This window comes from Solibacillus isronensis, from assembly GCF_023715405.1.
Classification (GTDB): domain Bacteria; phylum Bacillota; class Bacilli; order Bacillales_A; family Planococcaceae; genus Solibacillus; species Solibacillus isronensis_B.
This window is the reverse complement of the sequence record NZ_JAMBOC010000002.1, coordinates 69,771-90,245: the sequence shown is the minus strand read 5'-3', so window position 1 is coordinate 90,245 and position 20,475 is coordinate 69,771. Positions and strand designations below refer to the sequence as shown.

General features: G+C 38.7%; 20 protein-coding genes. 14 read left to right on the top strand and 6 right to left on the bottom strand.

Features of this window, described 5'->3' with window-relative positions; all coding sequences use genetic code 11:
• Nucleotides 1-38 precede the first annotated feature (38 nt).
• The 3 genes from M3166_RS12240 to M3166_RS12230 all read left to right on the top strand — a co-directional run bounded on the left by M3166_RS12240 (nt 39) and on the right by M3166_RS12230 (nt 2,812).
• Nucleotides 39-1,091, top strand: a complete 1,053-nt coding sequence (locus tag M3166_RS12240) for an NAD(P)/FAD-dependent oxidoreductase (protein WP_251690130.1) — start codon at nt 39-41, stop codon at nt 1,089-1,091.
• A 139-nt stretch (nt 1,092-1,230) separates the two neighbouring features.
• Nucleotides 1,231-2,247: a hypothetical protein gene (locus M3166_RS12235; protein ID WP_251690129.1), complete on the top strand. Its 1,017-nt coding sequence runs from the start codon at nt 1,231-1,233 to the stop codon at nt 2,245-2,247.
• Nucleotides 2,248-2,311: 64 nt separating this feature from the next.
• Nucleotides 2,312-2,812, top strand: a complete 501-nt coding sequence (locus M3166_RS12230; RefSeq protein WP_251690128.1) for a GNAT family N-acetyltransferase — start codon at nt 2,312-2,314, stop codon at nt 2,810-2,812.
• A gap of 47 nt (nt 2,813-2,859) precedes the next feature.
• Here M3166_RS12230 and M3166_RS12225 read toward each other — a convergent pair whose 3' ends face one another.
• From M3166_RS12225 to M3166_RS12215, 3 genes are all read right to left on the bottom strand, one after another.
• Complete coding sequence (locus tag M3166_RS12225) at nt 2,860-4,581, bottom strand: ABC transporter permease (protein WP_251690127.1); 1,722 nt, start codon at nt 4,579-4,581, stop codon at nt 2,860-2,862.
• Between the two features lie 15 nt (nt 4,582-4,596).
• Nucleotides 4,597-5,667, bottom strand: coding sequence for an ABC transporter ATP-binding protein (locus M3166_RS12220; protein WP_251690126.1), 1,071 nt, complete (start codon nt 5,665-5,667; stop codon nt 4,597-4,599).
• Nucleotides 5,668-5,741: 74 nt separating this feature from the next.
• Nucleotides 5,742-6,833: an extracellular solute-binding protein gene (locus M3166_RS12215; RefSeq protein ID WP_251690125.1), complete on the bottom strand. Its 1,092-nt coding sequence runs from the start codon at nt 6,831-6,833 to the stop codon at nt 5,742-5,744.
• A 359-nt stretch (nt 6,834-7,192) separates the two neighbouring features.
• Here M3166_RS12215 and M3166_RS12210 point away from each other — a divergent pair, with 359 nt between their 5' ends.
• Together M3166_RS12210 and M3166_RS12205 are read left to right on the top strand one after the other, a co-directional pair.
• Nucleotides 7,193-7,600, top strand: coding sequence for a pyridoxamine 5'-phosphate oxidase family protein (locus M3166_RS12210; RefSeq protein WP_251690124.1), 408 nt, complete (start codon nt 7,193-7,195; stop codon nt 7,598-7,600).
• Between the two features lie 13 nt (nt 7,601-7,613).
• Nucleotides 7,614-8,018 carry a pyridoxamine 5'-phosphate oxidase family protein gene (locus M3166_RS12205; protein ID WP_251690123.1) on the top strand — a complete coding sequence of 135 codons (405 nt, stop codon included), beginning with the start codon at nt 7,614-7,616 and terminating at the stop codon, nt 8,016-8,018.
• Between the two features lie 281 nt (nt 8,019-8,299).
• On the opposite strand, the gene M3166_RS12200 is transcribed toward M3166_RS12205, so the two are convergent.
• On the bottom strand, nt 8,300-8,797 hold the full coding sequence (locus tag M3166_RS12200; protein ID WP_251690122.1) for a hypothetical protein: 498 nt from the start codon (nt 8,795-8,797) through the stop codon (nt 8,300-8,302).
• A 269-nt stretch (nt 8,798-9,066) separates the two neighbouring features.
• On the opposite strand from M3166_RS12200, the gene M3166_RS12195 reads away from it, so the two are divergent.
• The 4 genes from M3166_RS12195 to M3166_RS12180 all read left to right on the top strand — a co-directional run bounded on the left by M3166_RS12195 (nt 9,067) and on the right by M3166_RS12180 (nt 12,651).
• Nucleotides 9,067-9,537 (top strand): Fe-S oxidoreductase, encoded by a 471-nt coding sequence (locus M3166_RS12195; RefSeq protein WP_251690121.1) that lies wholly within the window; start codon nt 9,067-9,069, stop codon nt 9,535-9,537.
• A gap of 275 nt (nt 9,538-9,812) precedes the next feature.
• The gene (locus M3166_RS12190; protein WP_251690120.1) at nt 9,813-11,141 is read left to right on the top strand and encodes a hemolysin family protein; all 1,329 of its coding nucleotides are present in this window, start codon (nt 9,813-9,815) and stop codon (nt 11,139-11,141) included.
• 56 nt (nt 11,142-11,197) lie between these two features.
• Entirely contained in the window at nt 11,198-12,265 is a 1,068-nt protein-coding gene (locus tag M3166_RS12185) for a hemolysin family protein (protein ID WP_251690119.1), read from the top strand.
• A gap of 227 nt (nt 12,266-12,492) precedes the next feature.
• Entirely contained in the window at nt 12,493-12,651 is a 159-nt protein-coding gene (locus M3166_RS12180; protein ID WP_251690118.1) for a hypothetical protein, read from the top strand.
• 34 nt (nt 12,652-12,685) lie between these two features.
• On the opposite strand, the gene M3166_RS12175 is transcribed toward M3166_RS12180, so the two are convergent.
• Complete coding sequence (locus tag M3166_RS12175) at nt 12,686-12,895, bottom strand: hypothetical protein (protein ID WP_251690117.1); 210 nt, start codon at nt 12,893-12,895, stop codon at nt 12,686-12,688.
• A gap of 170 nt (nt 12,896-13,065) precedes the next feature.
• Here M3166_RS12175 and M3166_RS12170 point away from each other — a divergent pair, with 170 nt between their 5' ends.
• Both M3166_RS12170 and sstT read left to right on the top strand, forming a co-directional pair.
• Nucleotides 13,066-14,004 (top strand): bile acid:sodium symporter family protein, encoded by a 939-nt coding sequence (locus tag M3166_RS12170; RefSeq protein ID WP_251690116.1) that lies wholly within the window; start codon nt 13,066-13,068, stop codon nt 14,002-14,004.
• 210 nt (nt 14,005-14,214) lie between these two features.
• Nucleotides 14,215-15,426 (top strand): serine/threonine transporter SstT, encoded by a 1,212-nt coding sequence (gene sstT, locus M3166_RS12165; protein ID WP_251690115.1) that lies wholly within the window; start codon nt 14,215-14,217, stop codon nt 15,424-15,426.
• Nucleotides 15,427-15,479: 53 nt separating this feature from the next.
• Here the strand turns inward: sstT and M3166_RS12160 are convergent, their stop codons facing one another.
• Nucleotides 15,480-16,406 carry a DUF4003 family protein gene (locus tag M3166_RS12160; protein WP_251690114.1) on the bottom strand — a complete coding sequence of 309 codons (927 nt, stop codon included), beginning with the start codon at nt 16,404-16,406 and terminating at the stop codon, nt 15,480-15,482.
• Between the two features lie 176 nt (nt 16,407-16,582).
• Between M3166_RS12160 and M3166_RS12155 the strand changes: the two genes are divergently transcribed.
• From M3166_RS12155 to M3166_RS12145, 3 genes are all read left to right on the top strand, one after another.
• A complete protein-coding gene (locus tag M3166_RS12155) occupies nt 16,583-17,797 on the top strand; it encodes a carboxylate--amine ligase (RefSeq protein ID WP_251690113.1) in 1,215 nt (404 codons plus the stop codon).
• Nucleotides 17,798-17,902: 105 nt separating this feature from the next.
• Entirely contained in the window at nt 17,903-18,340 is a 438-nt protein-coding gene (locus tag M3166_RS12150) for an SACOL1771 family peroxiredoxin (RefSeq protein ID WP_251690112.1), read from the top strand.
• A 13-nt stretch (nt 18,341-18,353) separates the two neighbouring features.
• Nucleotides 18,354-20,351, top strand: coding sequence for an ABC1 kinase family protein (locus M3166_RS12145; RefSeq protein ID WP_251690111.1), 1,998 nt, complete (start codon nt 18,354-18,356; stop codon nt 20,349-20,351).
• Nucleotides 20,352-20,475 lie beyond the last annotated feature (124 nt).

Sequence of the window (20,475 nt, the reverse complement as noted above, 5' to 3'; positions counted from 1 at the left end):
GTTATTGTCCGACAAATGAAAAGAATGGAGTGTTTCGAATGAACGATATTTATGATGTAACAATAATTGGCGGTGGTCCTAGCGGATTATACAGTGCGTTCTATGCAGGGTTGAGAGATTTAAAAACAAAAATCATTGAGTTTCAGCCGACGCTCGGCGGGAAACTTCATGTTTATCCTGAAAAAATCATTTGGGATATCGGCGGTATGCCTCCAACACCAGCACAGCAAGTCATTGAAAATCTCATTAAACAGGGGCTGACATTTAAGCCAACCGTATGTCTAAATACGAAAGTCGATTTCATAACAAAAAAAGATGATTTATTTGTGATTGAGACAAGTTCAGGCGAAAAACACTATTCGAAAAAAGTGATCGTTGCAGTAGGTGGCGGCATTATCAGTCCGATTAAATTGCATATTGAAGGCGCGGAAAAGTATGAAGTATCGAACTTGCATTATACAATTCGAGGCATTCAAAGCTTTAAGGACAAGTCACTGCTGATTTCAGGCGGCGGCAACTCGGCGATTGACTGGGCGAAGGATCTGATCGGCATTGCCAAGCAGATTACAGTTATTTACCGAGGCGAAAAGCTATCTGCACACGAAGCACAAATCCGGCATTTGCAGGATAATGGCGTTCCGATCATTACAAATACACAGATTAAAACACTTGTAGCGAATGAGACGAAGACAAAAATAGAAGAAGTTATTTTGGAAAATGTCGTAACAATGGAAACATCGAAAATTGTAGTGGATGATGTCCTTGTCAACCACGGCTATGACCGGGATTCTTCATTTTCTTTTGATGCGGCACTTTCTCCGGAAAAAGATAAGGACTATGACTATTATTATTTGACGGACGGTAAAGGGCTGACATCGGTAGACGGTATTTATGCTGTTGGCGATATTTCCAAATATGATAATAAAGTATATTTAATTACCGGTACATTCCAGGATGCTGTCAATGCGATCAACGCCATCAAAATTAGCCTTGAACCAACAGCAGATCAGTATGCAAAAGTTTCTTCACATAATGAAGTGTTCGAAAAACGCAACAGGGAACTAATGAAGGACATTCTGGTGAACGGCTAGTACGATCAAATAGAATAATTACAACGCAGAAGTTTTTGTGAACTTCTGCGTTTTTTTATGATATAAGGGTAATATTCAATTATAATGAAAGTACCAGATTTATGGAATTTATACGGTGTATCTGAGGAAGGGGATTGCGATGGTTTTTCAAAGAGTAGTTGATTATAAATGGCTCTTGATTGCATGTGTCATTTTACTGGGCAATATGATTGTTTATCAGTTATCGTTTGTTTCCGCACTTTCAGATGAGCAAGTACATGGAATGGTAATCGGTTCACTAATAGACTGTGCGGTTGTGGCACCGGCACTTCTCCTGCTGCAAAAAGGAAAATGGACTATCAAAAATTTTGTTGTCTTTGTTGCTGCGGGTATTTTATTTGCTCGACTAGTCATCCCTAATGGATTAATGGAGCCTTTCCGTTATATAACTTTTTCTGCAATCGCTGTTGAAGCGGGATTGGTTTTAATAGAATTAATCATTTTATTTGTTTTCATAAAATATTTACCTAGCACCATTCGGTCGGTCAAATTAGAGCAGGAGCAACTTATTTTTGCATTTCCTCGAATCGTAGCAGAGAAAGTAAAAGATAATGTATTGATGAGAGTACTTTGCCAGGAGATACTTGTTTTTTATTATGCGTTTTGCAGTTGGAAGAAAAAACAGCCAAGCGGATATACCGTTCACAAAAATACAATGTACGTAGGTGTTTTAGTGATGATTTTCCATGCGGCATTATTTGAAGCAGTCGCCTTTCATTGGTTCTTCCATGACCGTATGCCGATTTTAGCTTGGGGCCATACAGTTCTCTCACTTTATGGACTCATATTCTTGCTAGCAGATTCCCGCGCATTAGTACTAAATCCAGTCCGTATCGAAAACGGAAATTTATATCTTTCCAACGGCTTATTGAAACAAACAAAAATTGACCTGAAAAATATTTCCAGGTTGCATACGTCCGTACAAGATGAAAAGATCCATCATTTTAAAGTATTAGGAAATACAGAGGAGCAGCCTGATTTTATTATTGAGCTGAAAGAATTGCAGACAATTCAAGTAGTAGGCGGATTTGAAAAAAAGGCAAAGTATATTGGGGTTTATGCAGACGCGCCAGCGCTTTTACGTAGCGAAATAGAGTTAGCGATAATAGAGAAATAGTGTAAAAGATTAAGAAATGGGGTATAGATTATAGAACGCGAACGCAATGTTATGAGGTGAAAAGATGAATATTCGGATATTAGGTTATAAAGATGCAGAGCAATATAAAAAGGTTAGATTGCACGGGCTTTTAAATTCCCCAACATTATTTAGCTCGTCTTTTGAACATGAGAACAATTATACGGTTCCGGAAATTGAACAACGACTTCGCCCACAAGCCGATAAATTTACGCTTGGGGCATTTGAAGAGAACGAGCTGATCGGAATGGCGACATTTAAAAGAGAAACGGGTGCAAAACTAAATCATAAAGGCGTTCTTGTCGGTCTCTATGTTATGCCAGAATCAAGAGGGAAAGGTGTAGCGCGGGATATGATAGAAGAATTGTTGCGCCTATTAAGAGAAAATGAAGGTCTTGAACAGTTACATTTAACAGTCGAGTCAACAAATGCACAGGCAATCTCTCTTTACGAATCACTAGGATTTAAGCAATTCGCAAAGGAACAGCGTGCACTAAAGATTGACGGCAACTATTATGATCAAGTGTGGATGGCAAAAGAATTATAGCTAATAAAAAAAAGTAAAAGCATTTTTTCTGCTTTTACTTTTTTACGTTATATAGCGCTTCCTGCAGAGCCTTTTGATAAGCGTTCTGAAATGATCAGAACAATGAGGATTAAAATAATCTGCAGCACACCGTATGCGCATGCTGTACCGAACTTGAAGGCATACAGCTTTTGGAAAATTGCAACCGACAATGGAATCGTCGACGTATTATAAATCAAAATCGATGCGACGAACTCCCCAATACTTTGGACAAATGCGAGCAATGTACCGGCAAGAACACCAGACAAAGTAAGCGGAATGACAATTCTTCTGAATGTATACCACCACGATGCCCCTAAACTTCGCGAAGCCTCCTCTACGGACTGATCCAGTTGCATAAGGGAAGCGGATGTTGACCTAAAGACAAGTGGTAAATGCCGGATAAAATACGCAAGCGGTAAAATCCAGAATGAACCGATCAATACTTGATTGAATGTAAACGCACTTTCCGTAGAGAACGCAGCGATTAAGTTAACAGCTACAACCGTCCCCGGCAATGCCCAAGGAATCGTAATTAAAATATCGAGTGCTGTTTTCCCTTTGAAACTAAGTCTGACCATCGCATAAGCAGCAGCAACACCGAATATAATATTGCCGACTGTTGCGATGAAGCCCATTTGCAGCGAGTTCCAAATTGGTCGCCATGTCCGCTCATCAGTAAATAGCGCTTTGTAATGGTCGAGTGTATATTCGGTTGGCAAAATCTGAATTGTCCAGGCACCGTCTTTTGAAAATGATATTAAGATCAGCACTAAAATCGGCAGGATCAAAATTAATGTTCCAATGAAGGACAGGGCAACCGCTAAATATTTCAAAGGCTTCGAGCTCACTTCCGACCGGTGAACACTTACGCCTTTACTTAAATTTTGATAGTTACGTCGGTTTTGATACCAGCGCATAATAAGTAAAAAGGTGATGGAAACGAACGATAAAATGGTTGACTGAGTTGCCGCCATATCCAAATTGCCGTTTGTCCGCGATAAATAAATTTGCATCGTCATTGTACGTTCAACCCCGAACATGAGTGGCGCGGTATAGGATGCCATCGACACCATGAAAACGAGCAGGGAAGATGCGATTAAAGATGGGGTAAGCATCGGCAGAATAATCTTCCGCCAAACCCGTATCCGGCTTGCCCCAAGACTTGTTGCGGCTTCTTCCAAAGAAGGGTCAAGCCCTTTAATCGCAGCAGAAGCAGTCAAATAGAAGTACGTATACATCGTGAACGTATGAACCACAATGACACCCCAAATCCCTTTTAATGCAAACGGAACATCTTCCAATTGAAACATCTGCTGAAATAAGCGAGGGAATATGCCACTTTCACCATATAAAAATGTAAAAGATAAAACCCCGACTAAAGGAGGTAATGCCATCGGGACAAGTACTAAAATAGAGAGCAGACGGCGCCCCGGGAAATCATAGCGTTCCAGTAAAAAGGCCATCATAACTCCGACAACAGCACAGCATATGACACTAATGATTGATATATAAAAGCTGTTCCAGAGAGCCTCTAAATTGGCTGTGCTTTCTAAACTAAAAAACTTCTGATAGTTTGCCAGCTGATTGTCGCCAGCAAAGCTCTGAATAAATGTCGAGTAAAATGGATAAATCACATAGGCAAACAATATTAAAAACAGCGGGGAGATAAGGATATAGACAAAATAGCGTGATTGTGTAAGACGAGACCACCAACTCGCTTCGTATGTGTCAACGGATTTTTTGCTCATTGTGTGCCCCCTCTCTTATTCTCCTAGGAAATAAATATTTTGTTTAGGGATATGTAATTCAATCATATCGCCAGCTTGCAGTATTGCAGTACCCCGACTAATAATCATTGCTTTTAACGTTGTATCATTCCATTTCATAAAGTAATTTACGCTGAGTCCGGTAAATTCAATCAGCTCGACGATCCCTGTAACGGAGTTTTCACCAGGACCGCTTTCAAATGCTTCAGGTCGGACGGATACATAAATTTCGTCCCCAATTGATACTTGAAGCCCCGCTGCCAAGTTTTCTGTCAGGCCTTGCAATTCAAGTCCTTTGTCATTTGTTACAGTAATAATATTGTCTTCAATCGATTTTACTTTCATCGTAAGCAAGTTTGTCTCTCCTATAAAAGTAGCGACAAAGCGGTTGTTTGGACGGTGATAAATTTCCTGAGGCGTACCAATTTGTTTGACGACACCATGCTCCATTACCATAATCCGATCTGACATTGCCATTGCTTCAGTCTGGTCATGGGTAACGTAAATTGTCGTCACGCCCAGCTCTGACTGAATCCGTTTAATTTCAATACGCGTTTCCTCACGTAACTTTGCATCCAAATTGGATAATGGCTCATCCAGCAGCAAGATATCAGGTTCAATGACAAGGGCACGTGCCAAAGCAACACGCTGTTGCTGTCCACCTGATAATTCATTAATTTTGCGTGAGCCATATGGTCCTAAATGAACGAGCTCGCGTATCCGGTCAACCTTTTCTTTAATCGTTTTTTTATCATATTTCCGGATTTCAAGACCGAATGCAATATTTTCATTGACTGTCATATGCGGGAAGAGTGCATAGTTTTGAAACACCATTCCGATATTACGTTTATTAGGCTGCAATGTTGTGACATCCTGATTGTCAAAGTAGATCTTTCCTTGAGAGGGGTAGTAAAATCCGGCGATCATCCGTAATGTTGTTGTTTTACCACAGCCACTCGGACCTAAAAATGTGAAAAATTCACCCGATTTTATATCCAGCTCTAAATCTTTGACGCTTACGACATCACCGAATTTTTTTGAAACGTCGTTAATATGAACAGCTTTCATCCAATCCAACTCCCTTCACACCGACAAATTAGGAAAAGAAAGACCTCTTAATTCAGAGGTCAGTCATATAACTGCTATTTGCCTTTTCCTTTAATATTTGTATCCCAATGTTCCATCCATTCCGCTTCTTTATCGGCCATTACTTGCCAATCAATATCCAATGGTTTTAAATCCAACTCTTTATACCAGTCCGGCATTGCATCCGCCGCAATATCCGTACGTGTTGGAATTTGGTAATACTCTTTTGAAAGTTCAACCATTGTCTCTTGGTCGAACAGGAATTCCATAAATAACTTCGCGTTCTCTTCGTTTTTAGCATTGTTTACAATACCGACTGCATCGACTAAAATCGGTGCGCCACTTTCCGGATAAATAAAGTCAAACGTGTAATCCGTTGTATGTTTTTTCAGTAAAATATCCTGTAAGTTCCATAACGAAATTGAACCTTCCTGGCGAGCCAGTTTTAAATACAATGCGTTAGGATCTTGTGTATATTCTTTCGTGTTCGCATCCAGTTGCATCAGCCAGTCATAGCCTTTTGACGGATCATCAGCACCTTGGCGGAAAATCATAGAAGAATAAATTGTGCGCATCGTTCCTGAAGCAAGAACACCGCGAATTAAAATTTCATCTTTCCACTTCGGATCAAGTAATTCGTCCCAATCCTGTGGTCCTTCTTCTGGTGACATTACCTCACTGTTAATCATAATCACTTCAGGTAACAGCATTTCACCGACCCAACGATTTTGTTCATCTTTATGAAGAGGGTCAATGGAATCGATAAATGAAGGATCCCACTGTAAAAGTAAATCTTCATTTGCAGCAACCATCATCGCTGACTGTGTACCGCCCCACCAAAAATCGCCTTGTGGGTTGGCTTTTTCGCCACGGACACGCTCTAAAATCTGCTGTGCACCCATTGTCATATATTCCACTTCGATATCCGGGTAACGCTCGTTAAATTTTTCGATAACACCCTGTACCATGTTTTCGTCACGCCCTGTGTAAATGACGAGCTTGCCGGAAGCATTTTCTTCTGTTGTACCTTCTGTCGTGCCGCTATCGCCTTGCGTTGACTCATTTGTCGTCTCTTCGGCGTCGCTACACGCAGCCAAAACTAATAAAAGAGTTGTGAGAATAAGAGAAAGCCAAGTAAATCTTTTCATCCAATGTCCTCCTTACATATAGTTTTCTTTGTCATGCAGAATAAAAGGATATCTATTCCAATTTCATTTTATCTACAATTTTTTTAATATTCAAACAAATATCCCTATAACTTTTAATTTTTTACAGTTGCTGACTTGAAAAAAATAAATTTTTGCGCAGAAATTTCTGGAATGGGGAAGGGGGAGAGGGTCTTAAGTCAAGTTAAATATGAAGAAAATTGTTTTATTTAAATTTATTAAGGGAATTATAAAAGCATCAGCACAACAGCGGTTTCTCCCATTAATTTGGAATTATATACGGTTGGACGTGCTTCTCATCTCACGAATAATGGAACTTAATTTACCGGAGGAGTGAAAATATGAGTAAAAGTAATAAAGAAATTGCATTGCAAATTTTAAATGAAAACAGTATTGGCGTTATGGCCACAAATAATAATGGTGTGCCGAATTCGCGCTATATGACATTTGACTACGTACAGTCAAAGCTGTATACGGTGGCGCTGGAAGATTCTGAAGTAGTCCGCGAAATTACCGAATATGGCGGTACCCATATTTTATTAGGCTATGAAAGCGATGGCTTACTTGAAACGTTTTTAGAAATTGAAGGCAATGCAGCGACAACATTAAATGATGTTGTGAAGCAGCAGCTGCTTGAAAAATATCCGGAGCATGCGGACGGAAACTTTGTGCTAATTCAAGTTACGCCAACACGAATGAGAATTATGAATAAAAACGGAAAAAACCAGGAAGAGATTCAACTATACTAAGGGAGGCAGTGTAATGGAAACATTAAAAGAAAAAGTACTTTCAATTATTAAAGACCATAAAATCGGGACAATGGCTACATTAAACGGACGTCACCCTTATGTTCGTTACATGACATTTACAAATGAAGATTTCACGCTCTATGCGACAACAACTGAGGACTCTCAGAAAGTGTACGATTTAAATGAAAATCCTTACACTCATATTTTACTGGGCTATACAAAAGAAAATCTGAATGCACCGTATTTAGAAATTACAGCAAAACTAAGCGAAGTAAAGGATGATTCATTAAAATTGAAAATCACAAACTTCTTTAAAGATGTATTTACTTCTGAAGACGGGGATATGGTTACGCTTCAATTTGATCCGATTACAATCAAATTAATGAATGATGGTGAACCCCAGGAGCTGAAACTGTAACGTCTTAATTTAATCAGTTTAGTAAAGCAATGGCATATCGTTGTCATTGCTTTTTCTGTTGTTAAGAATAAAAATCAGCATCCAAGTTAATTTATTTTGCTATTTTATTTAACCGTGAGCAGAAATGGGGAACGATGAAAGCAACAGAAATAATTTGTCCTGGAATCTTTGCTATGAAAAATTACATAAAAGTCACACTGCAAAAAAAGCAGCACAACAATAAGTAAAAGCTCTTATGGCGTAGTAATGAATACTACCGCATAAGAGCTTTTGTAATTAAATTAGAAACATTGGAAAGTCAGAATTGAATTTCGGTTAACAGAACTGTATACCCAGCCGAAACGACTCCATCTAAAGCCTAAAATGATATTTTGCGTAACAAACGTCGGGAAGAACCAGAAAGTGTTTCCGTTTCGTTGCCAAATAAACGTATTACGGAAAATACAACGTCTTATACCACTGGAACCTTGCTGTGACTGGCTAGCGGATAGTTGTTGCATTTGTGGAGTAAAGCTAGGGGGCGGTCCGGCTGGCATTTGAGTATTGCCGCCCGGTCCACCACCAGGACTTCCCGGGAAGCCACCAGGACCACCGCCTGGGAAACCTCCAGGGCCTCCACCCGGACCACCTCCCGGGAATCCCGGTCCAGGTCCAGGGAAACCACCTGGGCCTCCAGGGAAACCTCCCGGGCCTTGTCCTGGTGGTGCAGGGAAAAACTGTTGTTGAAATGGTTGTCCTTCAGGGCTCTCATCAAAGCGTTCAAACGGATTTTGATACAACAAGCATACCTTCTTTCTTAAGTATTCTTTGTAATGTATGTAGATGCGGGTAAACGCCAATAGGAATTCGCCTATTAATAGATGAAATACCGTAATGATCATAATTTTCGCCCAAAGATGTAATTTCCATTAGGATGTTTTATTTCATAATGAATTAGGGGAAATTGTTAATGAAAGGATAATTACTTAAATAAGTATAGAAGATTTGAAAAATGTGTGTAACTGGACTAAAATTCACTATGTAGATAAGAAAGAGAAGGGAATTTATAATGAAAAAATATTTGTTTGCTATAATCCTATTGTTGTTGGCAGGTTGTAGTAATGGAGAAAGTACAAAAGTTACATTTACCGAGAAACAGGCAGTACCATTTGAAATTATTAAGTATGATGAAAAAATTGCGCCAATTTATGAATCGCTCGTTCCGCATATTGCCTATGCAAATACACAAGGACAATTTGAATCACTTCAAGGTCGCTTTGATGTAGACAATTTCACAATTGATATGGATAAGTATATGGCAGTATTTATTGTCACTTACTCTGGCAGCTGTGGTACTTCAGTGGATAATGTTTACAAACATGATAATTACTTGGCGGTTCAATTAATCGACAATGTCGGACAAAAATGTGAAGACGAAGGTATGCCTCATACATTCGTTCTCCAAGTAAAGAAAGATGATTATGAAAAAGTCCAATTATATAACGGGGAAATTATAAAATCTTCAGTCGATGTAGAATAAATTTATTAAAAGTTTTCAGCTTTGGTTATTCAAAGTTGAAAGCTTTTTTTGTAATTTTATATTTTTTGGGCACAATTAATTGTGATTTGAAAATAAAAACTATATAATTTTCTTAAACTATAACGTGATGGTTTCGGGGGTAGAATTCTCTTAAATGAATTAGTAACTTCACCATCATTGTTAGCATGTTCAACAAGATAGTTGGGTACATAAGAGAAAGACCAATTATTTTTAAATTATTTTTGGAGGTGAATCCCTCACGCTGAGGGAAGTAATTGGACGTAAACACCATATTAAACATTATTTTATTAATTATCTTTTTAGGCTTAACCGCATTTTTCGTAGCAGCAGAATTCGCTGTCGTAAAAATCCGTAAATCCCGTATTGATCAATTGATTTCAGAAGGCAATAAAAAAGCAGTCATTGCAAAAAAAGTAGCAGGGGATCTTGATTATTATTTATCTGCCTGTCAGCTTGGAATTACAATTACAGCAATCGGTTTAGGTGCGTTTACAAAGCCGTATGTAAAAGAACTGCTGCACCCGGTATTTGACTGGTTAAATGTTTCTGATGTAGTAGCTTCGGCTGCTTCTTATGTAATTGCACTTGCTATTGTAAGTTATTTGCACGTAGTAATTGGGGAAATGGCGCCAAAAACTTTAGCGATTCAGTTTTCCGAAAAAGTGACATTAATGCTTGCAGGACCGCTTTATTGGTTCGGTAAAATTATGTATCCGTTTATCCAGGCATTGAATGGAACATCTCGTTTATTATTACGCGCAATCGGTGTTAAATCAGCAAGTGAAGAGCAGGCCTATTCGGAAGAGGAACTGAAAATTATTATGGCTCAAAGTTTCCAGGGCGGCCAAATAGACCAGCAAGAACTGAAATATTTAGAAAATGTATTTGCTTTTGATGAACGTGTTGCAAAAGATATTATGGTGCCGCGAACAGACTTAGTTACAATCGACAAAGATATGAGCGCCGAAGAGATTATCCAAATTTTAGATGAACATAACTATACACGTTATCCGATTGTTGAAAATAATGATAAAGACCGTATTATTGGTGTCGTCAATGCTAATAAGCTTCTTAGCTATATCGTTTCAAATCGCACGGTACAGCTCGAGCAGTTTTTAACGAAAGTCCCGTTTGTTTTAGGCGTGACGAGTATTCAAGATGCACTGTTAAAAATGCAAAAGGCGAAAGTGCATATGACGGTTATTATCGATGAATATGGCGGTACTGCCGGTGTCTTAACAATGGAAGACGTTTTGGAAGAGTTGGTTGGAGAGATTCGAGACGAATTTGACGAGGATGAAGTAGATGATATCCGCAAGTCAGGAGAAAACGAGTATACGATTAATGGCCGTGTACTGCTTGATGAACTGGAAGATCGCTTCGGATTTGAGTTTGAGGACAGTGAAGAGATTGATACAATTGGCGGCTGGATTCAGCACACAAATATCGACTCAATCAAAAACGGAGAAGAGCTTCAGATCGGTGATGAAATAAAATTCGACGACCATATTTGGGTCATTTCAGATATGGACAATTATCAAATTAAAGAAGTTGTATTAAGACAATATAAACTTCAGCAGTAAATGATCGATACTTTATATGTCTTGGAGGTGAATCCCTCATATTTCGGGGGAATTAATTGGACAGTATTATAATAATAAATTTAATTTTAGTTGCGGTATTTATTTTGTTAACAGCCTTTTTCGTTGGGGCAGAATTCTCGATTTTAAAAGTGCGAATGTCACGAATCGATCAGCTTATCGCAGAGGGTAATAAAAAAGCCATCACTGCAAAAAAGGTGACAAAGGATTTGGATTACTATTTATCGGCCTGTCAGCTTGGGATTACGATTACAGCATTAATTCTTGGTGCACTCGGTGAACCAACCGTAGAAAAAATGCTTGAGCCTGTTTTTGACTATTTCAGCATTCCTGCGGCGGTTGCAACAGCCCTTTCTTATGTAATTGCGTTATCAGTTGTTACTTTTTTACACGTAGTACTTGGCGAGTTGATGCCAAAAACATTGGCCATCCAATATGCTGAAAAAATGACGCTTTTATTAGCACCGCCACTTTATTGGTTCGGGAAAATTACAGGACCGATTATTTCCGTATTAAATGGTTCTGCTCGTGGACTGCTAAAAATTTTTGGTGTCAAACCTGCTGGACACGATACAGTTTACTCGGAAGAAGAGCTTAAACTGATTGTGACGCAAAGTTATGAAGGCGGAGAGATCAACCAGACGGAGCTTGCCTATTTAGAAAATATTTTCGCTTTTGATTCGCGAAAGTTACGGGAAGTAATGATTCCGCGCAGTGAAATGATTACAATCGAAAAAACATTTACATTACAGCAAATTCTTAACGTAATTGATGAATACGAATTTACGCGTTACCCGGTCATTGATCGTACTAAAAATACTGCAGCCTTTATCGGTTTCATTAACACTAAGGAAATGCTGACAGATATTGCTGCAGGACGTACGAATTCTTTCATTACGTACATTCGTGAGATTCCTCGCTATAAAGAAACGGTGGCGATAAAAGATGTGTTTTTAAAAATGCAGCAATCGCGCAACCATATGGCAATTGTAACGGACGAAAAAGGCATCACAATCGGTCTTGTTACGATGGAAGATATCCTGTCCGAAATTGTGGGAGAAATTGAAGATGAAGATGATGGGGAAATTATCGTTCCCTCAACTTAAAGTGAAATTCCAATCCGTGGGGTATTTTTCAGCCCCACAGATTGTTAGTTGAACCAATCAGGCATTAACGGGGATTTTTACTTTCGTTAATGCGGGATAAAAAAAGGTCGTAAATGATGGTTGTATCATCCATTATTTGCGGCTTTTTTGCTATATTAACGAAAGCCGCTCAAATAGATTATAAGGACAATTGTCGTTATAATTGAAGGAATAAGGAGTTGAAGAATATGCAATGTGGGGCAAAATGCTTTTTAGTAGAAATTGAGCATAATGGCGAAAAAAAGCAAGTTCAAGTAAAAGCAAGATCGTCAGTACGTGCCAGAAAAACAGTACTTATTCAATATGAAGAAGCCGTTAACATCCTGTCAGTAAAGGAAGAAAAATAACAATGAGCAACCAATAATAAGGTTGCTCATTTTTTCATTTGTTTTGTTTGTTCTGCTTTTCTAACTTTATTTGTTTAACTAAATGTAGGATTAACATAATGATTCCGACTGTACAGAATAGAAGACTGACGATAAATAATACTAGCCATGCTGTAATGCTCCAATTAGTTGTGAAAAAGATGGAAATGATTAATAAAAGCATCCCGACAAATAACACAAGATAGCCTTTTTTAGATAATGACACTGCAAACCCTCCTTAAATACATATCATAAAAATAACATAATGTTGGCTGACTTATCTATTTAAATGGCTCCATTACCTAATAGAAAGATGATTTCCATTCTCGTCCGGATGCATTCCGCTTATGTTACAATTCGGTAAGGAATACTAATTCAAGAAATGAGGCGCAGTACATGGTTCAATCGCTCAACCAATTTATTCAAAGGTGGATGCCGGTATTAACACCGCTCAGTTTAGTCATCGGTGTTCTGCTCGAAAAAATCGGTACACATTTTCTTTTTCTAGTTCCGATATTATTTGCGGTCATGACTTTCATTAGCAGTTTGAATCTGAAATTTCGCGATATAAAAGTGTTTAAACAATACCCTAAAACGATTTTATCGATGATTGCATTTCTACATATACTCATGCCTTTATGGGCATTCATTCTGGCGGAGCTCATATTCGATGACCGCCTATTAACAATCGGTTTTCTCATTTCCGTTGCCGTGCCAACAGGAGTTACGAGCGTCATTTGGGTGACGATCAGTAAAGGAAACTTGCCTTTATCACTCGCCATCATTTTGATTGATACATTGCTTGCTCCGATTCTTATGCCGTTAATCTTGCATTTAGTTGTTGGAGAGTCTATTTCGCTAAATACGCCAGCGCTTATTTTTGATCTCATTTGGATGATTGTTTTACCTTCGATATTAGGTATCCTCGTCAATGAATGGACAAAAGGAAAGCTGTTCGAACAATATGGTAAACCAATGTCTTTAATCTCGAAGCTCTGTTTGTTCGCAATTATTATGATTAATAGTAGTGCGATTGCCCCCTATGTAAAAACGATAGATTGGGAGCTCGCGAAAGTAATTGCTGTAGTTCTCTTTTTAGCAGTTTCGGGGTATGTATTTTCTCTTTTATTAGGCCGTCTATTTTGGAAATCAGAGGCCGATCAGGCGACATTTGTCTTTAATGGGGGAATGAGGAATATTGCGGTAGGGGTCGTTATCGCTACAACATATTTCCCGTCAAAAGTAGCAATGCCGGTCGTTTTCGGGATGTTATTCCAGCAAGTATTAGCTTCAATATTTTATAAAATCATCCGAAAAAATTCGGAAATAGAGTAAAGACGTTCGTTAATAGTGTACTGTGGAAAAATACAGTTGTGTTATTTGGTCGCACATTGTATTATTGGTCTATAGTAAATTATTTAATTTTAAAGAGTTATATAAAAATGAAGCTTCAGCCGGAGAAATATTGTGGTGCAATGTTCCCATTCACTTACTCGTCTCAAACATCCAGAAGCAATGTAACATCTTAGAATAGCGGGGGAAATTATGAAAAGATTGTTCGAAAAATGGAACAGCATTAACTTAGTAAACCGTATTATTATTGGTATAATAATTGGCGTTATTTTAGCACTAACGATTCCTGATACGGTAAGTGGTATTACCATTCTAGGGACTCTATTCGTTTCAGCTTTAAAAGCAGTTGCACCAGTTTTGGTATTTGTGCTTGTTATTAATGCGATTGCTTCACATGTTGGCGGCAAAGCAACAAATATGAAAATGATTCTTGCTTTATATGGGGTTGCGACATTAGCAGCGGGATTTGTAGCAGTCGTTGCAAGCTATATTTTCCCGACAGTATTAACTTTAAAAACAGAAGCACAGGATGTGACACCGCCTAGCGGGATCCTTGAAGTGTTTGAAACATTATTGTTCAATATCGTGACAAATCCGGTAACTGCTATTATGAATGCAAATTATCTTGGTATATTAGCTTGGGCAGTAGTTTTAGGGATTGCTTTAAAAGCAGCCAATGATTCAACAAAAGGTGTTATTGCGAATTTTTCGGATGCAATTACGAAAGTTGTACAATGGATTATTAACTTAGCACCATTCGGTATATTAGGAATAGTATTTGAAGCGATTTCTACGACAGGCCTTTCAGCATTAGGGGAATATGCCCGTCTAATTCTAATTTTAGTAGGGACAATGTTCTTCGTGGCACTCGTTGTGAATCCGCTAATTGTATATGCGGTTGCTAGGAGAAATCCGTATCCTCTAATTTTGACATCAATTAAAGAGAGTGGAATTACAGCCTTCTTCACACGTAGTTCAGCGGCCAATATTCCAGTCAATATGGCATTGGCAGAAAAGCTGAAATTAGATAAAGATACATATGCTGTATCGATACCTTTAGGTGCAACAATCAATATGGGCGGGGCAGCGATTACGATTTCCGTTCTGACGATGGCAACTGCTCATACATTAGGCATCGAAGTGGACTTTATGACTGCAGTTATCTTAATGGTACTGGCTGCACTGTCTGCTGCTGGTGCATCAGGTGTTGCAGGCGGCTCGCTGTTACTGATTCCGTTAGCGTGTAGCTTATTCGGAATTTCAGACGATATTGCAATGCAAGTCGTGGCTATTGGTTTCATCATCGGTGTAATTCAGGATTCTTGTGAAACAGCATTGAATTCTTCGACAGATATCGTTTTTACAGCAGCAGCTGAATATGCGAAAGAACGTAAACAAAATTAACAAAAACTGTGCTGAACGGAATCGATTCCGGTTCAGCACAGTTTTTTTATTATTCAATCAGCACCGCCGGCAGTAATGTCACTATCATAACGTCCTGTATTTGAATGCTCTGCAGCAGAGAAAATAATTGTGGAGAAGCCTACATCGTATGAGGATAAGTCACCGATTGCTTCAGTCGATGTGTATATTTGGGTTGCTACAAGCAGAGAGTTAAAATGCATCCGATCTAACTTTAAAAAGCGGCATATTTCTTCATGCATATCATGGAGTGCCGGGAACTGGTGAACTTCAAACTTGGCGAGTGAGAGCAGGGCAATCGTATTGTAACGGTGCGTTGTAAGTGTTATTTCTGTCTTTTTAATATATGTCGCCAGCTCTTTTAACCGGGCAAAGGTTTCGTGATGAAAACCCCCTGTTCCGATTGTTAAAATGACAGCTGTATTTGTCGTGTCCTTAGTACGTTCAAATCCGATTGACACAAGTGCCTGATAATACTGCTCCACACTGTTTGCCAGTACTTTTGTGTCTTCCGCCCGTCCGGCTAGCATCGCGTTAGTGGAGAGTTTTAACGGTGCATATTTTACGCTTTGTTTGTTCATTAAATCTTTCATTAACAGATTGATTCGCTCGATATGTTCTTCCGATTTTAAATAGGCAGCCGCAATATAGCTGTCATCATGGCGGGTAAACTGCTTTGTAAGAGATTTGTGGAGATTTAAAGCATCACCGACTTTTTCAGGTTCCTTTGCATAATGAACAAAGTATGTATTAATAATTTGAGTATTAACTCGAGCAAAGTTATACCATTTTGTATTGTTTTTGATTTGCTGACGGACTTTTTCATAATCTTCATAGTTGAATACGATATTGCGGACAGTCAGCTTTAATGCAAGGTCAATATAAAAATATTTTGCATCAGCCCCAAAATATAAAACGATTTTATCAATGTTTGTAAAAAATAATTGTAATTGAGCATTCATCCCGATCACCTCTTACTTAATACGTACGTTTTAATCGAGGAGAAGTTTCATTAAAATATTCGCGAAATAATAAAAACCGTTTACAAAATACAGCATAAATCGATAGAGTATTGTATGATAAATAAGTGATAAATCAAATATAAAGACCGCTGAACAGATTGAGAGGAAGTATAGTAATGACTCGACAACCATTTTTACCGATTATTGTCGGTACTGATATTAATGCATATAACATGGCGATTTCTTTCCATGAAGAATATAAAATCCGTCCGATTCTAGTAGGAAAAGGTGTTTTGCCTTTTACGAACTTAAGCAATATTCCACGTGCAATTGAGTATGACAAAAAACTTGGTGAACCGGACCAGTTTGCCAAAATATTAATTAGCGTAGCGAAGAAATATGAAAATGAAGCGGAAAAACTGATTTTAATCGGCACAAACGATTTATACGTCCGTTTAATTATTGAAAACCGAGCGATCTTAAGAGATTATTTCGTGTTCAACTATATCGATGAGAATTTAATGAATGACTTGCAGATTAAATCCAATTTCTATAAGCTGTGCGAACAATACGGCATCGATATTCCAACGACTGTATTTTATGATTGCAAAACAGATGGCGCATTTGAAACCGACATGATGTATCCGGTTATTATTAAACCAAGTAACGGGATTGAATACAGCCGTCATCCATTTACAGGCCAGGCGAAAGTTTTCAAAGTGGAAAGCAAAGAAGAAGTAAAAAAAGTAATCGATATGATTAAAAATAGCGGCTACCAGGAAGAGCTCATTATTCAGGATTATATTCCCGGTGATGACACAGCAATGTGGGATTCGGTTGTCTACGTAAATTCAAAAGGAGAAACACAGCTTGTATCGTTTGCACAAGTTGTCCTTCAGGAACATACGAAAACTGCGATCGGCAATTACACAGCGCTTATAACTCGCTATAACGAAGAAGTGATGACGAAACTGCGCGGCTTTTTGGAAGCGGTCGGCTATCGCGGCTACGGTAACTTTGATTTGAAATACGATGAGCGTGACGGGAAGTTTAAAGTATTCGAAGTAAATATCCGTCAAGGTCGCTCAAGTTATTATATTAACGCTATGGGTCATAATTTGGCGCGCAACTTTGTGGAAGATCTGATTTACGATATTCCGAAACCTTGCGCGTATTTAAAAGGAGATGTCCTGTTTTCAGTCGTTCCGAAAATTGTATTGAAAAAATTCGTTTACGATGAAACGGTGAAAAAGGATATTCGACGTCTGATCAAGGAAAAGAAACTTGTAAATCCGTTGTTCTACAAACAGGACAAGCACTTGAAACGCAAAATCTACATGTTTATCCGTCAGGTCAATTACTATAAAAAATATAAGCAAAACATATGGTAAACATCAGCCGATTAACAGAAACTTTCTGTTAGTCGGCTGTTTTCATATTCTGAAAAACTTAGACCAAAATGTTATAGTTAAAGAAAATTGAAAAGAGTGATATTTATGACGGTACATACATTTACGTTAACGATTGACTGGCCGGGTGGAAGAAATGCGGTTGGAGATTTGAAAACCGAACGATTGCACACACAAATTTCGATTCCACCTGAAATGGATGGACCTGGTGTCGGGACAAATCCGGATGAAATGCTGCTAGGTGCCGCGGCTACCTGTTATTTAATTACACTGGCGGCAATGCTTGAGCGTAGCCAAATTGACGCAAAGCTGAATTTGAAGTCAGAAGGGCTTGTTGATGTGACAAACGGTGTTTTTACATACAAAGCGATCCACCATTATGTCGACATTGACCTGCAGAACAAAGAAGATGAACGTGCCCGTCGTATAGCGGAGCGCTATGCATATAAGGCAGAGGAAACTTGTATGATTAGTAAAGCGTTAAAAGGGAATGTAGAAGTGCATACACATTTAACTTTGACCTAAAGGGGCGATTTGAATGGATTTTATTTCAGCTATAATTCAACTGCTCATTGCATCCGCGCTTATATTCTTTATTAGCGGTCGTTTAATCGGCTCACAAATAAGTCTCATGAAAAGAATATTATCCGTGCTAATTAGTGTTTCATTAACGACCTTTGTTTTTTGGTATACATATTTGCGCGGGTCCGACTATTATGACCAAGGAATCGTTTCAAATGTTGTCAACATAACAACAATTATCTGGCTCGGCAGTATGCTTCTGATTTCGATGCTGCTTTATCTGTTTTTTGAGCTGTTTGATTCGATAGAATTGAATGAAAATGGCACACCTGTTGGCAGACGTTCCTATTTTAAAACACTTATTACGTATTGGAAGCGTCAAAAACGTTTACGTGAAGTAGTCGGGATTGCTGTAACGAACGGAGTCACACGAACGATGAAATATGCCCGTGCCCGCGAAGATGAACGTGAACTCGCAAAAGCATTACGGGAGACACTTGAGCAGTGCGGCGGGGTATTTATTAAATTTGGACAAGTACTATCAACACGTAAAGAGCTCTTGTCACCGATTTTTATTGATGAACTTGAAAAGCTTCAGCAACATGTAAAACCCCTTTCCGAACAGCAAGTTGACCAAATAATTGCCGAAAACTTTAATGCGGGTGCGGACCAAATCTTTTCCTATATAAGTAAAACACCATTAGCTTCCGCTTCAATCGGTCAAGTACATAAAGCGGTGTTAAAGGAAACAGACGAACCTGTCGTTGTGAAGTTTTTACGGCCTGACGTGAAAAATATAATGCAGGATGATCTATCGATTTTAATGGAGTTTGCCAGATGGATTACCAGCAAATCACAGTGGGCTGAAAACTTAGGTTTTTACGATTTGGCGAAAGGCTTCAGCATGGCATTGAAGGAAGAAATTGATTTTAATATCGAGGCCCGCAATATGGAGCAGGTTGCCAAAATTGTAGAACGTGGCAGTATCGATGTAAAAGTGCCGAAAGTATACCGGGAGTGCAGTAATTCCAATGTTGTGGTGATGGAATATATAAAAGGCCAGTCCGTTACAGTAGCTAATGAACTATTTACAGATTTGGGCACTGACCGTCATCAGTTTGCAAAAACATTATTGTATTCGTTTTTAGAGCAAACGCTTATTTCTGGAATTTTCCATGCTGATCCGCACCCAGGGAATATTTATATTGAGGAAACAACCGGACGTGTCGCGATTCTCGATTATGGGGCTGTCGGCCGTTTAGCTGAATTGCAGCAGGAAGGGTTAAAGTACTTCCTTGTCGGAATTCATCAAAACGATGCAGCACTTGTTGTTGATGGGATTGCCCAGCTTGTAGAAAATGCCGAGCAGATCAATCGGCATGAAATGGAGCAGGCGATTAGCCAGATTCTGCTGAAAATCAACTATGTGTCGACGATCCCGACTGATGAGCTAATGTACTCCATTTTCTCTGTTGTGCGTGAGTTTGGACTCCATTTCTATCCTTCCGTCAACGTGGCATTACGTGCGATTGTAACATTGGACGGTACATTGTCTATTATTTGCCCGGGATTTAGGATTTTCAGTGAAGTAAAAGACTTCTCCAATGATTATTTGAAATCAAGCTTCCTGAAACCTTTCAAACATCCGGTAGAGACGAAAGACTTAATCGAAGAAGAACTGGCACTGATGTTGCCGAATTTACGGAAAATACCGCGCCGGCTTGATCAGTTGTTCAGAAAAGTGGAGAGCGGGAAAATCATTTTGCATCACGATATTTTCTCAGATAAAGCGAATTCCATGTTTATAACACAGCTGTTTTCACGGTTTGTTTTACTGATGGTCGGAATTACATTTGGAATTATATCGGTTGCATTACTGGCAATCTCGCAATTTATTCATAATGCTTATGCAATTTATTTAAATACGGCTGCTTATTTAGGTTTGTTTTTATGTGCGATTTTGCTCGTGCGATTATCCATTCAAGCAATCCGAGATATGAAGCGTACAAAGTAGAGGTCCTTTTATAGGATCTCTATTTTTTTATCCTTCTCCGCTTTAGCACTTTACTATAATAAAATACTAAATCACTAGAAGGCTAATGTATTAGCAGGTAAACAACTTTTTAGAAATAAAACGT